At 46.7% G+C, this 14,709-nt stretch carries 10 protein-coding genes; 9 read left to right on the plus strand and 1 reads right to left on the minus strand.

The window, feature by feature from the left end; translation table 11 throughout:
- Positions 1–8 precede the first annotated feature (8 nt).
- Positions 9–1,295 carry a Gfo/Idh/MocA family oxidoreductase gene (locus NSU15_RS07995; protein ID WP_339289835.1) on the plus strand — a complete coding sequence of 429 codons (1,287 nt, stop codon included), beginning with the start codon at positions 9–11 and terminating at the stop codon, positions 1,293–1,295.
- A gap of 298 nt (positions 1,296–1,593) precedes the next feature.
- On the opposite strand, the gene NSU15_RS08000 is transcribed toward NSU15_RS07995, so the two are convergent.
- Positions 1,594–2,856, minus strand: a complete 1,263-nt coding sequence (locus tag NSU15_RS08000; protein ID WP_339289836.1) for a TraB/GumN family protein — start codon at positions 2,854–2,856, stop codon at positions 1,594–1,596.
- A 211-nt stretch (positions 2,857–3,067) separates the two neighbouring features.
- Between NSU15_RS08000 and NSU15_RS08005 the strand changes: the two genes are divergently transcribed.
- From NSU15_RS08005 to NSU15_RS08040, 8 genes are all read left to right on the plus strand, one after another.
- Positions 3,068–4,189, plus strand: a complete 1,122-nt coding sequence (locus NSU15_RS08005) for a glycoside hydrolase family 88 protein (RefSeq protein WP_042125411.1) — start codon at positions 3,068–3,070, stop codon at positions 4,187–4,189.
- Positions 4,179–6,332, plus strand: a complete 2,154-nt coding sequence (locus tag NSU15_RS08010) for an alginate lyase family protein (protein WP_339289837.1) — start codon at positions 4,179–4,181, stop codon at positions 6,330–6,332. The genes NSU15_RS08005 and NSU15_RS08010 overlap by 11 nt, the downstream gene beginning before the upstream one ends.
- A gap of 67 nt (positions 6,333–6,399) precedes the next feature.
- Positions 6,400–8,121: a histidine kinase gene (locus NSU15_RS08015; protein WP_339289838.1), complete on the plus strand. Its 1,722-nt coding sequence runs from the start codon at positions 6,400–6,402 to the stop codon at positions 8,119–8,121.
- Positions 8,121–9,704, plus strand: coding sequence for a response regulator (locus NSU15_RS08020; protein ID WP_042125417.1), 1,584 nt, complete (start codon positions 8,121–8,123; stop codon positions 9,702–9,704). Before NSU15_RS08015 ends, NSU15_RS08020 begins: the two co-directional genes overlap by 1 nt.
- 271 nt (positions 9,705–9,975) lie before the next feature.
- On the plus strand, positions 9,976–10,905 hold the full coding sequence (locus NSU15_RS08025; protein WP_042125419.1) for a sugar ABC transporter permease: 930 nt from the start codon (positions 9,976–9,978) through the stop codon (positions 10,903–10,905).
- 15 nt (positions 10,906–10,920) lie between these two features.
- Complete coding sequence (locus NSU15_RS08030; RefSeq protein WP_042125421.1) at positions 10,921–11,757, plus strand: carbohydrate ABC transporter permease; 837 nt, start codon at positions 10,921–10,923, stop codon at positions 11,755–11,757.
- A 142-nt stretch (positions 11,758–11,899) separates the two neighbouring features.
- Positions 11,900–13,297, plus strand: coding sequence for an ABC transporter substrate-binding protein (locus NSU15_RS08035; RefSeq protein WP_339289839.1), 1,398 nt, complete (start codon positions 11,900–11,902; stop codon positions 13,295–13,297).
- A 116-nt stretch (positions 13,298–13,413) separates the two neighbouring features.
- A complete protein-coding gene (locus NSU15_RS08040) occupies positions 13,414–14,688 on the plus strand; it encodes an alpha-L-fucosidase (RefSeq protein ID WP_339289840.1) in 1,275 nt (424 codons plus the stop codon).
- Positions 14,689–14,709 lie beyond the last annotated feature (21 nt).

A 14,709-nucleotide genomic window follows, 5' to 3' on the forward strand; every position in this document is an offset into this window, starting at 1 on the left:
TGATTCTTGTGTCGAAGAAGAAATATGTATTCGTAGGTACCGGCGGCAGAGCGGAGTTCTTTTATGGTGAGATTACTACAAATTATCGTGAGACTTCGGAAATCGTAGGCTTTTGCGATGTGAATGGGGTAAGAATGGATTATGCGAACCGATTACTGGAAGGGAAGTATCAGTATCATGCGGTTCCTACTTATAAAGCTCATGAGTTCGATCGTATGATTGAAGAGACTAAGCCGGATGTGGTTATCGTTACGAGTATTGACCGCACACATCATCGTTACATTATCCGGGCGATGGAGCTTGGCTGTGATGTTATCTCAGAGAAACCGATGACGGTGGATGAAGAAAAATGCCGGGAGATTCTTGAGGCGATTGATCGAACAGGGAAAAAGCTGCGCGTTACATTCAATTACCGCTATGCCCCGCATAACACCAAAATCCGTGAATTGATCATGGATGGAGCCATTGGCGAAGTACTTTCTGTTAACTTTGAATGGCTGCTAAATACACTGCATGGAGCGGATTACTTCCGCAGATGGCATCGGGATAAGCATAATAGTGGAGGTCTATTGGTCCATAAATCAACACATCATTTCGATTTGATGAATTTCTGGTTGGGCTCACGTCCGGACACGGTCTATGCCATGGGGGATTTAAGGTTTTATGGCAGAGAAAACGCAGAGAAGCGCGGCGTGACCGAGTTTTATCAGCGTGCTCATGGTAGTGCAGCAGCCGAAAATGATCCCTTTGCCCTTCATCTTAAAGATAATGAACAGCTGAAGCAGATGTATTTGGATGCCGAGCATGAAGATGGGTACCTGCGTGATCAAAGCGTATTCGGTGATAATATCAGCATTGAGGATACGATGGCAGTCATGGTCAAATACAAAAACAAGACGATTATGAACTATTCACTTAATGCTTATTTGCCTTGGGAAGGCTTCACTGTAGTATTTAATGGAACAAAGGGACGGATGGAAGTGAAAGTAGTTGAACAGTCTTATGTAAATGCCGGAGGGAACAAAGAGGATGAAGGGGCCCTAAAGGACAAGCAGATCACTGTATTCCCACATTTTGCGCCTCCCTATGAAGTGGAGATTGAAGAAGGTGTTGGGGGACATGGCGGCGGAGATCCGGTCATGCTGCGGGATATTTTTGAACGACCTGTGGAGGATCGGTTTAATCGAGCAGCTTCCCATGTGGATGGGGCGTTGTCTATTATGACCGGGATTGCGGCTAATCGTTCGATAGCTACCGGACTTCCAGTGAAGGTGGATCAGTTAATCAAATGGTAGAAGGAAAAAGCTCAAAACCAAAATTAGTAATAGCCTGTTTGTGAACAAACCGCTGCGGAGTGGAGGGTTCTTACGATCGCTGTTAAAGCCCAATTTCTGGATAGTAGAAAGATTAGCAGTTGAAATTGGTCTTTAAAGGCGAACACTGGCGTTTCTCCAGAATCCCTCCACCCCTCCGCTCTGTCTTCACGTCAATTTACTACTATTTTAGATTGAGCTAAAAAAGTAAAGATAAAAGGCTGCCTCCAAAGTCATTGTGATGACTAAGAGACAGCCTTATTTATTTTGTTATTAGCAATTATTGTTTGACGACGTTAAAGCCGTCTTTTTGCAATTGAGTCACAATGCCATCATCACCTAGCATATGTAGTGCACCAACAACGACAAGGTAAGTCGCTTTTTTATCACTATTCAAATACTCTTTTACATGCTTCACCATGTTGGCATTCCGATCTGAAACGAGACCCTTATAGTATTCTGGCTCCTTAGCGACCGCTTGTGTCATAGCTACGAGTGATTGTTCATCCCCCTGCCTCCACATTTTGGATAATGAATCCAGCGAAGCTGTTGCTGCAGCATTGTCTGTTTGTTTGAGGCTATCGAGTGTATCGAGGAGAAGCTTTTCTTGTAATCCATCTGAGAATTGATCAAACATGTTCAGCTGCAATTGCATATTTTCCAATTCAATGACCGGTTTATTCAATTTGGCTGCTTTCTGTGTGAAATATAGGTCGATTCCCGTATCAGGTGTATAATCTGTTGTTTGCATTTGCAGGCTTGAAATGCCTTGAGTAACGACCCATGGCTTATAGGAATCGAATGCATCTCCAGCAAGACCATTCGCTTTCAGAAGCGCAACAACTTTGTTATAGGTATCAGCAGATACGTGATCCTTGAGCTTGGATCCATCTGTATAGGAGCCTTTCTCCGTAAGGAACTTTTGAATCTCTGTTTGATCAACCTTGGTTAAGTCAACTTCGACCCCAAGATATTGAGAAGCCTCAAAGGCAGCTTCAATTTCCGGGCGCAGCGGGTACATTTTGTCGTTAGCCACATGGATAGAACCAAGCAGATAAACGGTGTTACCGTTGTGCTCCACCTTCCATAAGAAACCGGTGCTGCCTGCAGCCTGATTATTGGCTACAAAGGTGATGGTGCGCTGCGCCGGACTCCATTCTACCTTATAGCCGATCGTTTCTCCTATAAAGCGGACAGGTACATAGGTGACATTATTGATGGTTTTAGGAGCCACCTCTAGTTTTTTCTTCTCCCCGTTCACCGTTGCTGTGGTGCTGCCGATAGTCAGTGAGAGGGCCAGTCCATTTTTGGTCCCCGTTACGGTTTGCGTCTTTTTATTCCAATTCAAATTTACATTAAGCTTCTCTAGAAGTGGACGCATAGGAACCAAGGTAGTTCCTTTTTCTACAACAGGGTTAGCATTGCCTAACTTCACTTGGGTTCCGTCAATCCATACGCCGACAGGTTTTTCAGCCGCATGGGCAGTGGTAAAGACAGACATAACCATGAAAATGGATAAAAATAATGCACCTAGCTTTTTCATTAGTAGGACACTCCGTTTCTAAGATAATGTAAGCTGTAATTCACTCACTTCATGATTTTAACGTATTTTTCCATAAATAGTTATATATTTTGTTACTTCGTTCAAAAGTCAAAATAATGCACATCAAAGCAAAAATCACCCCTATTAGATCCTGTTCACTCTCCTTATCATGAGACGTAAGAACGAAGAGTCTGAAGGGAGCAAGAAACTTATGTGGAGCAGTGCGATTGAAGATGCGATAGAGAAGGTACGTAAGAACATAGATCGGTTCGGGGGCAGTTTCCCTCATGTCAGCAAGAATGGAGCTTACCAGCTCAATAACAACGACGACTGGACTAACGGATTCTGGAGTGGCATGTTGTGGTTGTGCTATGAATATACGCAGGATGACAGCTTCCGTATTGCGGCATCTCATACCGTAGAGGATTTCCGGCGCCGTTTCGCGGCAAAGACGGTGCTTGATCATCACGATATCGGATTCTTGTATTCGTTATCCTCCAAAGCCCAGTGGATGATAGAAAAAGACGAATCCGCACGTCAGTTGACATTGCAAGCGGCAGACTTACTACTGAAGCGCTGGCGCACAGACGGTGGATATATTCAGGCTTGGGGACCTATCGGAGATGCCCAAGAAGGCGGGCGCATCATTATTGATTGCCTGTTGAATCTACCTCTTCTGTACTGGGCGGAACAACAGACCGGGGATTCCATATACCGGCAAGTGGCGATCATGCAGGCGGATAAAACGAAACGTTATCTGGTGCGGGGAGATGACAGCTCCTACCATACGTTTTTCTTCGATCAGAAGACCGGAGAGCCGATTGGGGGCGCTACGCACCAAGGCTATACTAACGGATCGACTTGGACGCGCGGTCAGGCCTGGGGCGTCTACGGTTTTGCATTATCTTACCGTTATACTAAGGATCCATTGTATTTGGAAACGTCCAAGCGGATGGCCCGTTATTTCCTGGAGCATTTGCCACAGGATCATGTCGCTTATTGGGACTTCAATGCACCAGTATCCGCGGATACTTATCGGGATAGTTCGGCATCTGCAATTGTTGCGGCCGGACTTCAGGAGCTGCTAGAGCTAATGGATGAGGAAGATCCCGAACGAGCTTATTTTCAGCAGGGATTAATACAGTCGATGACTTCACTTGTGCAGAACTATTCCACGATCGGTGAAGACGCGGAGGGGCTGCTGAAGCATGGTTCTTACCATGTGCGCGGCGATCTTTCTCCGGATGATTTCATGATCTGGGGGGATTATTTTTATCTCGAAGCGTTGCTGCGGCTGCAAAAAGGCAGCAGGGGGTACTGGTATGAACGCTGATAACCAACAAACCTCTCCGTATGCCGTCTTTACGCTACTCGACCTTGCGTTACCTGCTCTAGCTCCGGTGAAGGATGCGCTCGACCAAGCGCGGCAGGACGATGCGCTGACTGCGTTGCATCGGTACTTGACCAGCCGGAGTACGCCGGGCTGGAGAACAGATAACCGGAAGCAGCAGCTTATCGACTATATACAGCACTATTGCACAGATGATCTGGAACTTGTAATAAAGACGGCGGACGAAGTCGTCGAGCAGACATTTCTCTTCCGCTTTCCCTGGGACATGGAACGAAGCCGCATTCCGGTTACCTTTGAGGAAAAAATTGACTGGCGTTATGTTCCAGACAAAGATGTAGAATGGGCTTATATGCTGAATCGCCACCGCTACTGGGTGGCATTAGGACAAGCGTATGCGATAACTGGTAATGAAAAATATGCGAGGGCATTTTGCTGTCAGCTTGAAGATTGGCTGGACCGTAATCCTGTTCCAGACATGCCTACGAATGATACGCTGACTTGGCGTACCATTGAAGCGGGCCTTCGCTGTGCTAACTGGATCAAAGCGTTATCCTATATACAGGAAAGTCCGCTGCTCACACCGACGCTTCTGGCAAAAGTGATGATATCTCTGTATGAACATGGTGAATATTTAGCTTCATCGTTTACGGGCTGGAAGAATATCAGCAACTGGGGGGTTCTGGAGACTTGTGGCTTGTTCCAAACCGCGCTCTACTTCCCTGAGTTCACAAGGGCCAGAAACTGGCAACGTCTCGGTGAGGAGAGATTAGGGGAGACTGCTCGAATCCAGATCATGGCGGACGGTATCCACTGGGAGCAATCCCCCACTTATCACCATGAAGTTCTGGTATGTTTTCTCGACTGCATCCGCTTGGCCCGTATGAACGGACTGGAGCTTGAGGATGAATTTTTGCAAAAGGTACGTCAAATGGCCGTAGCTTCATTATATTGGGCCAAGCCGAATCATCGGCAGCCGATGCTCGGCGATAGCGATGATAGCGATGTCCGTTCGATTTTGACTTATGCGGGTTGGTTGTTCCAGGATTCTGTGCTCCGCTTTGGCGGATACTATCAAATGGATTATGATAATGCCTGGTTGTTCGGGTTGACTGGCGTTGAGGGCTACGCGCGGCTGTTGGCAGAAGAACCGTCTTACTTGTCACATTCTTTTGTACATTCCGGTCATTATGTGATGCGGACGGGTTGGGACGCTTTGTACTTATATTTCCACTGCGGACCACTTGGGGGTGGACATGGGCACGCGGATCTGCTACATTTCGATCTGTATGCTTATGGGCGGGATATGCTTACCGATCTTGGCAGATACAACTATAGTGATCATACACCACTCAGAAAAGCGCTAAAAGAAAGCGCTGCCCATAATACGACCACTGTTGACGGAATTGGATTTACCGAAATCACGGATACATGGTCCTTCTCCCAAATTGCGAAGCCGACAGGCACCCAATGGATTAGCAAGCCGGAATTTGATTATGTAGAAGGCAGCCATGACGGTTATCGTCATTTGAATGATCCGGTATACCCGCTTAGGAGGATTATATTCATCAAGCCTTATTACTGGCTTCTGGTCGACAGCTTCAGCTGCCGGCAGGAGCATACGTTTTCCCAGCATTTACATTTTGCGCCCGGAGCGGTTCAGATGGAAGACGAAACATTTATTTGCCGTACTAAAAATGAGCGGGAAGCCAATCTTTGCATCATTCCTGTTAATGTTGAAGGACTTCAGGGCAAGGTTGATTACGGGGTAATCTCCCGCGAATACAATCTGCTGGAACCCAATCAGCATGCTGTGTACTCTCGAACGGGGAAAGGGCAGGTTTCGATCATGCAAGTGCTGTATCCGCAGCCTCCCGGCGAGCAGTTTTGTCCTCTGGTTGAACAGGTGACGATTTACCGTCATACGGGTGAAGCAGTGGATGCTGCACAGGCCGAGGCCTGCCGCATCAGCTTCCCTGAAAAGAGTGAGGAGCATATTATCGTGATCAGCCATGAGGTTCCATCCAGTCACTTGGATTCCTATGTAGTAGAAGGTATACAAATATTTGGTGAAGTGGTCCTTATTGTTTTCGCAAACGGTCAAAAGAAAGTCACGGTAATCAGATAATGCATGTATACTGGATAACGGGCTGATAGAATACAAGAAAAGAGCATGAGAGAGGCGCGGAGAAAACATGTTCAAATTCACTTACTATAGACGTATCCAGGCATCATTTCTTTTGCTGATTTTTATCCCGCTGATTGCAGTATCGATCATCTCCTTTGTGCTAATTCGGGATACGATGGTAGAAAAGCTACAGCTCAGCAACGATAACTTCCTGAACGTTATGATTGACGAACTAAACAAGACCATTGATGATGTGACATTTGCATCGCATTTTATTGTAAACGATACCAATTTTCGCGCCAATCTGAAGGTCTTTGCAGATACCGAGCGGCTGAACACCTATCAGGATTACGTACATTTTACGCAAATTCAGGATGTATTTTCGCTCATCAACTCTAAGCCGCTAAATAATAACATTCGCATGTATTTGGTTAACCGGAAGCACTTTGTGATCTCCTCTGGGACTGAGAATTTATCCGTGATTAATGCCAACATGGACAAGCTGATGGGCCGTGTCAATATTCACGAACCGGAGACCTTGCAATGGCTAGGGATGGCTGACAGCGGTTCAGGCAAAAGCAGCAGCTACTATATTGCCAGAGTAATCTATGACAGCCGGGAGAAACGCCAGGTATCCGTGCTTCTCATCTCCATTCCCGAGGCCTATTTCAACAAGCTGCTTGGACCGGTTGAATTTGGAAAGGTTGCGTTGTTTGATTCCGGAGGCGGCCTGATTGCTGGGAACACAGAACTAGCTCCAGAAGGTAAGGAAGCGAGAGGAAGCGTACGAACGGCCAGAGCCATCGACAAATCTAATTGGCAGCTGGTCTATGAAGCTTCGGAAAAAGAATGGTCGGGCCAGATTTCGCGAACTTTTTATAGTGGTATTGGCTTGGTGCTTCTTTTGTTCATTGTCTTTTCGGCCACCTCTATGTTGATTGCCAAAAGATTGCATAGTCCGATCATGAAGCTGCAGCGCGTTGTTCGCCAGTTCGGGATGGGGAATCTTGATGTCAGGCTGGAGGTCAAGGGCAAGGATGAAATCGCTGAGCTGGGGCAGACGTTGAATACTATGCTGGACCAACTGCAAGGATTGATTCATGACATCGAGCTGGAGCAGGAACAGAAGCGAGTGATGGAGCTGGAAGCGCTGTTTATGCAGATTCGTCCCTACTTTTTGATCAACACGCTGAATTCAATCAAATGTAGCCTTATTTTGGCTAAAGATAAGCTCCACAGCGGAATCATTGATTCGCTAATGAGTCTGCTCCGGGCGTATCTAAAGGTCAATGAACCGGCTACCTTGCGAGAAGAATGTAAACTGCTCGGCCATTATATTGACATCATGAAGATCCGCAACGAAATCCCTCTTGAACTGGAGGTCGATCTGGAAGCGGATACAGAGAAGCTCATCGTCCCTAAGCTGATTCTGCAGCCACTCGTAGAGAATGCCATCGTTCACGGTCTAGTTGACCACCCGGCACCGCGTATTGTCGTTCGTTCACGAACGATCCCTGATGGGATTCTGATTGAAGTTGAAGATAATGGCTGCGGTGCGGGGGCAGAAGTTTTGGCGGGATTGAACCGCAGGTTAATGTACAAGGGCGATGAACAGGATGGAACTTATCAAAGGGTCGGTTTAATTAACGTGGTTCAAAGGCTGAGGCTGACCTATGGTCAGGATACCCGCTTGTCGCTGCATAATTTGCCGCAGGGTGGGGTGTCCGTTTCTCTGTATTTGCCGCAAGGCAATCATCAGGTTAATCTGTCGGAGAGAGAGGGATATTGATGTATAAAGTGATGCTCATAGATGATGATGTTCCTATGCTCAAGGTGCTTCAGCAGATGATTGACTGGGAAGCACATAGCTTGCAGATTGTCGGCAGCACCTATTCCAGTGCCAAGGCGTTATTAATGTTCGAGGAAGTACAGCCCGACATCGTGATCACGGATATTGGCTTGCCGCAAAAGAACGGGATTGAGCTGGCTGATTACTTTACCCGGATGAAGCCAGAGGTCAGAATTATTTTCCTGACCTGTCATGAGGATTTCCATTACGCTCAGCAAGCGGTAAAGCTGAAGGTGGATGACTATTTAATCAAGGACCAGCTAACGGATGAACAACTGGAGAAAAGCCTTGCCAAGTCCGTACGCTTGCTTAAATCGAAGATCGGGTTAATCAAACATGGGGAGACGGGTTACAACAGCCAGTTATTCCGGCAGAATCTGCTGCAAAGGGTGATTGGCGGCGCCCCGCCCGAAACCACGCTAGCATATGCGGCGCAAATCGGCATATCCTGGACGTACCCGTGGTTCATGCTGGGCACGGTCAGCATTCACTTTTCCAGTTTCGAGAAGCGGTACAAGCAGAGCGAGTATCCACTTATTTTATATGCCATCTACAATATAGCCCTAGAGCTGTCTGAAGCGTGTGAGGGGATTACGCCTTTTTTGGAACAGAAGAATATTGTAATTCTGTATAATTACCGTGTGAATCTGGCGCAGAATGCCAGTCTTTATTTTCATGATTATTTACAGCGATTGTGTTCCGAGTGCTCCCATCTCCTTAAGATTCAACCGGGCATCATCGCAGTCACTGAGAAAATAGAGCTGCAGGCGATTGGACAGATTCATCGGCAAATTGTCCAGGACAAGTGCGAGTTCTATGCGAGTGCGGAATACACAGTTCTGGATACTCTGCAAATCGCTACCCCTCGCTTCCAGCCTGCTCCTCAAGGATTTCTGGATAGTTATATCCCGCAGATGGAACGGGCCGTGATTAAAAATGATCTTGAAGCCATCCGTGGCACTCTTCAGGAAATCGCTAAGACTGCAAAAGTAATGGCTATCCATCCGGGCGATTTCGTCCGGGATTTATCCTTTATGCTCCGTGGTATCGAGCTGATGTTCACTAGCCTAACGTTCGATGAGGATCTGTTCGTCTATCTCGTGCAAACCCGCACACTGGAGGATACGATGGAACTGGTGGAAAGAAAGCTGGTGCAGATTACAGGCAGCAAGCAGCAGGTGGCAGGAGCTCCCCCGCAGGAGCCGAAGCTGCAGCTTATTCAGCAATTTATCGATCAGCATCTTGGCGATAATATCACTTCAATCGATATGGCACGTTATCTCTTTCTGGACCCGAGCTATTTCTCGCGTTATTTCAAGCGCATGACAGGTCTGACCTTTACGGACTATGTACATCAGCACAAGATGAAGGTTGCGACCAAAATGCTGAAAATATCCAGCCAGAACCTGGAATCGCTAGCCGTCGGTCTGGGATATTCGGACAGAACCTATTTTTCAAAAGTGTTTAAAAAATATGTGGGAACAACGCCGAGCGAGTATAAATCCAAACACTCGGTACGCTGAGAGCGTAATTTTTAACCTGCCGATTAGATCCCGCCCATCTAGGGCGGGTTTTTTTTGTTGAATTATAAGGATAATGTATAAGTTTCACGCTATACATTATCCTTATAATTCTTGCATAAATGCTTAGCGTCCTTAAAAGGACGCCGAAGGCACTTTAGCTTGCCTACGGACAAAGGTCAAAATCTTGCACATCTCGGGTCATAATCACTCCTTCATGCGGAAGGCGGATATATTACTATAATGACAAATCAAATTGTCGAGGTGATACAACGTGGAGGCTGCAAAACAACCTGTGCCAAAAATTCTGCAGGAGAAGCGGAAGTTCTGGACTCCGCAGCGGAAAGAGGCTTTGACCGGGTGGCTGTTTCTAGCTCCGGAAATTGTCGGAATGCTTTTTCTTAATGTATTTGCACTTGGATTCTCACTTTATTTAAGCTTCTCGAAATGGGATCTATTGTCGGGGGTTCAAGGGATCGAGTTTATCGGATTGGATAACTATATCAAAATGTTCCATGATCCGAGCATCATTCAAGCTTTGAAGAACAATGCCATTTATATGATTATGACCGTGCCGATACCGATTGCGATTGCTTTGGTGCTGGCGGCATTGATTCAAAACAGTGTATTTCTCAAAAATTATTTCAAAGTGGCCTTTTTTATCCCTTATATTTCTTCAATTATTGCGATTGCTGCTGTATGGAGCGCATTGTTCCATCCGTCCCTAGGACCGATCAATCAGTTCTTGATGGAGCTTGGAATTTCCAGTCCTCCGAAATGGCTGGTGGATCCAAAGACCTCGCTGTTATCGATTGCTATTATCAGTTCCTGGGCGAGTCTGGGCTATACCATTATTATCTATATGGCCGGTTTGACGAATATTTCAGATGAAATCTACGAAGCCGCCGAAATAGACGGAGCCAGCGCACTGAAAAAATTCTTTGCCATCACGGTTCCGATGTTGCGTCCAACCACGTTCTTCTTGCTTATCACTATGCTGATTGGCTCGTTTAAGGTGTTCGACATCATCGCCTTTTTGACCGAAGGTGGCCCGAATAATTCTTCTACCGTGCTTGTGTTCAGGATCTATGAGGAAGGGTTCAAATATTACAACATGGGTTACGCTTCTGCAATTTCCTGGCTGCTATTCGCCGTCATAGGCTTGATCACCGCAGCTACTTGGAAAATGAGAAATGAAGAATAAAGGGGGGAGATTAACATGCAATTGATTAGAAAAAATATGTCCAGAGTGATCACTACCGGTATCATGGGGGCTTTGTCCATTGTATTTCTTATTCCGCTAATCTGGATGATTTCCGCAGCCTTTAAATATGAGAAAGATGTAATGCGCTTCCCGATCCAATGGATTCCCGAGAAAATCAATGTAGCGTATAATTTCAAGATGGTTTGGATGGGACGAGTACCTTTTTCTCATTTTTATTTAAATTCCTTTAAAGTTGCGATTATAACAACCTTAATTACACTTATCATTTCATCTATGTCGGCGTACGCCTTGACCAAAATCAAGTTCAAAGGACGGAATATGGTGTTTCTGGCACTGCTGTCGTTCATGATTATTCCTGATCAGGCCACACTGATTCCGCGTTTTCTGCTGATTCGCTGGTTCGGCCTCTACGATACCCATGCGGCAATCATATTAATGAGTATGTTCTCCATCTACTTCACGTTCCTGCTGCGGCAATTTATGATAGGTGTCAGCGACGAATATATTGAAGCGGCACGAATTGACGGTGCAGGCCATTTGCGGATATTCTGGTCTATCATTATTCCGCTTTGTAAACCGGTGCTCGCTACGGTGGCAATCATCAAATTTATCTGGACCTGGAATGATTACCAGAATCCGTTGATCTTCTTACTAAATAAGAATTTGTACACTATCCCACTCGGTATGACACTGTTCCGGGACGATTATTCGAACAACTATGCGATTATGATGACGGCGGCTGTTTCGGCGATCATACCGCTCGTCATTGTGTTCATTGCCTTGCAGAAGCAAGTCATTAATGGAATCTCGCTTGGCGGAGTTAAGGGCTGACCTGCGGATGTGTGATAGATAGTAAAAGTCAAAAATGTGATCCTACAACAGCAAAATTGTGCACTTGGCCAGTAAAGCGGATGCCTATAATAAGAAATGAACAAGGCACTATACTTAAAATTCAGTGCGGGGGGAAGTAAAAATGAAAACAAAGAGCAAAAAGAGATTATCCGTTGTATTAGGCTCCATGCTGGCGGTTTCCTTAACGCTAAGCGCTTGTGGTAATTCCGGCAATACGGCGGAGAATGGCAGTGCTGACACAAGTGCAAATGCAGGAAATGTTAAGGCGGACAAGCAGGTCGCCATCAAGTATTACAACTGGGACAATGAAGCTCAATCGGTAGGCACCGATGCCATGCTGCAGGAATTTATGGATCAGAACCCGGACATCAAGGTAGAGCATATGACACTCGTTCCAGGGGATTCCGTAGAAATGTTGAAAAAACTCGACTTCCTGATTTCTTCCGGTGAAGCGATTGACGTTGTTCAGGTGCCTAGTCTTGGCGGCGTGCTTGAACGGGCAACCCGTGGAGCACTTGCCCCGCTGAATGAATTCTATGACAAGGATAACCTCGTTCCCGAGGATGAATATTATGTGAACGCTAAGGTCGATAGCAAATATTATGGGATGCAATACACGAAGAGCAGCAACTATGTGATGCTAAACAAGGACGCGCTGGATGAAGCTGGGTTGCCTGTTCCTACTTTTGGCTGGACATGGGATGACTACCGCGACTATGCTAAAAAACTGACCAAAGGTGAAGGCGTGGACAAACGTTACGGCACATACTTCCACACTTGGGAGCTGTACATGAACGCTCCGGCCCAAACGATGATGAAAGATCCGTTCGTGTATGATGACGGAACAACCATTTTCGCGGATCCAACCTACAAATATTTCTTCCAGCTGCGCAAAGATATGGAGTCTGCTGATAAATCCGCGAAATCCTATGCGGACGCTTTAGCTGCTAAGCTCAATTACCGCACGGAATTCTTCAATGAAGAAGCCGCTATGATCCTGGCTGGTAACTGGACGATTGCTGATCCGGGTAACACCGAGCAGTATCCGCATAAATTCAAGACAGCCTTTGCCCCAGTGCCGGTGCCTCCGGCAGGATCGGAACCGAAAGAATACGAAGGCAAATACTTCACAAGCGGCAACATGCTGGCGATGGGGGCAACTTCGAAGAACAAAGAAGCTTCCTTTAAACTGATGAGATTTATGTCAACGGCTGTTAGTGATAACAGACTGGAATTCTCCGGCTATAAAAAAGCTGACAATGAGGCTCTACTGACTAAATTGGTTGCTGGAAAAGAAGATATGTATGATATGGATTCACTCAAATATACACTCTTCGATAGCGAAATTCAGTTCCTCGACGGTGCACAGGTGATGACTACAGCAACTTCCGAGTTGACCAAAATTATCGATGACGGCTTCAGCAGATTTATGCTCGGCAATGAATCGATTGATAAAGTTCAGCAATGGATGGTTGATGAAGCAACGAAAATTATCAACGAAAAAGGCGTCATCAAATAAATAGGCAATAAGCGAGGTATCCCAAGTTGTGGACGGGGCTTTGGAAGGTCATCAACCGGCTTTCCAAAGCCCTTTTTTACAAGGGAGCCTACACAAACACACGGGAGAGTTCAGAAATGATGGAAAGCATATCTTCACAGAACAAGCCGGAAGAGCTGGCAGCGCTGCCTTCCAGAGAGCAGATGGCCTGGCAAGACCAGGAGCTGGGGATGTTCTGCCATTTTGGCATCAATACGTTTTGCGATCAGGAATGGGGAGAGGGCAGTGATTCACCTGCGGTTTTCAATCCGCTTCAACTAGATGCCCGCCAATGGGTTAGTACAGCTAAAGAAGCCGGTTTCCGTTATTTTATACTGACAGCTAAGCATCATGACGGATTCTGCCTGTGGCCGACTGCGACAAGCACCTATTCTGTGGCTTCCAGTCCGTGGAAAGAAGGACGCGGCGATGTCGTCAAAGAGTGCGCAGAAGCTTGCCGGGACCTTGGGGTCGGCTTTGGCATTTATTTGTCTCCATGGGACAGACATGAGCCGTGTTATGCGGATCCGCAAGCGTACGATGATTTCTATGCCCTGCAATTGCAGGAATTGCTTACGGGATATGGTCCGCTTACGGAGATTTGGTTTGACGGTGCAGGATCTGAGGGCCGCAATTATGATTGGCGGCGGATTATGGATCTGATTAAGCTCCATCAGCCAGGGGCTATGGTGTTTAATATGGGAGCGCCAACCATTCGCTGGGTTGGCAATGAGGATGGCCTTGCTCCTTATCCATGCTGGAACACTGCAAATTCCGCACGGGGGAGCATGTTCAGTGAAGCTTCGCTAAATTGGCTTCCCGGAACGCCAAGCTGGGTGCCTGCGGAATGTGATGTGCCCATCCGTAAAGACCGCTGGTTCTGGCATCCTGAGGAAGAGCATTTGCTGCTGTCCCTAGAACAGCTAATGGACATTTATTATCGTTCGGTCGGACATGGGGCGACTTTGCTGCTCAATGTAGCCCCTGATAACCGCGGGCTGTTTCCGGAGGCCGATGTGCAGCGTCTGCTGGAATTCGGTAAGGAGATCCAGCGTAGATTCGGCGAGGCTCTGGCGGTAACAGCTGGCACTGGAGATCTTATTGAGCTGGAGCTGCCAAGGGCTGCTGTGATTGACCACGCCGAGATTATGGAGGACATCGCTTACGGCGAGCGGGTGGGAGGATATGTGCTGGAAGCTTACAGTAACGGGGAGTGGTTGGAGCTGAAGCACGGCAGTGCGATTGGCCATAAGAAAATCGACGCTTTTCCTTCAGTATGTGCAGAGAAATTACGACTTCGGGTGACGGAAGCTTCCGCAAATCCCGAGATCAGACGGATTGCCGTTTACCACTGTGGAGAAACGTTAGAATAAATGAATGTTAAAAAAGGAGGT

The sequence above is a fragment of the Paenibacillus sp. FSL E2-0201 genome (genome assembly GCF_037963325.1).
Classification (GTDB): Bacteria; Bacillota; Bacilli; order Paenibacillales; family Paenibacillaceae; genus Paenibacillus_AQ.

Coding starts and splice junctions, on each gene's coding strand:
- NSU15_RS08000 (WP_339289836.1), bottom strand. CDS start 2,856: ATGAAAAAGCTAGGTGCATTATTTTTATCCATTTTCATGGTTATGTCT.
- NSU15_RS08005 (WP_042125411.1), top strand. CDS start 3,068: ATGTGGAGCAGTGCGATTGAAGATGCGATAGAGAAGGTACGTAAGAAC.
- NSU15_RS08010 (WP_339289837.1), top strand. CDS start 4,179: ATGAACGCTGATAACCAACAAACCTCTCCGTATGCCGTCTTTACGCTA.
- NSU15_RS08015 (WP_339289838.1), top strand. CDS start 6,400: ATGTTCAAATTCACTTACTATAGACGTATCCAGGCATCATTTCTTTTG.
- NSU15_RS08020 (WP_042125417.1), top strand. CDS start 8,121: ATGTATAAAGTGATGCTCATAGATGATGATGTTCCTATGCTCAAGGTG.
- NSU15_RS08030 (WP_042125421.1), top strand. CDS start 10,921: ATGCAATTGATTAGAAAAAATATGTCCAGAGTGATCACTACCGGTATC.
- NSU15_RS08035 (WP_339289839.1), top strand. CDS start 11,900: ATGAAAACAAAGAGCAAAAAGAGATTATCCGTTGTATTAGGCTCCATG.
- NSU15_RS08040 (WP_339289840.1), top strand. CDS start 13,414: ATGATGGAAAGCATATCTTCACAGAACAAGCCGGAAGAGCTGGCAGCG.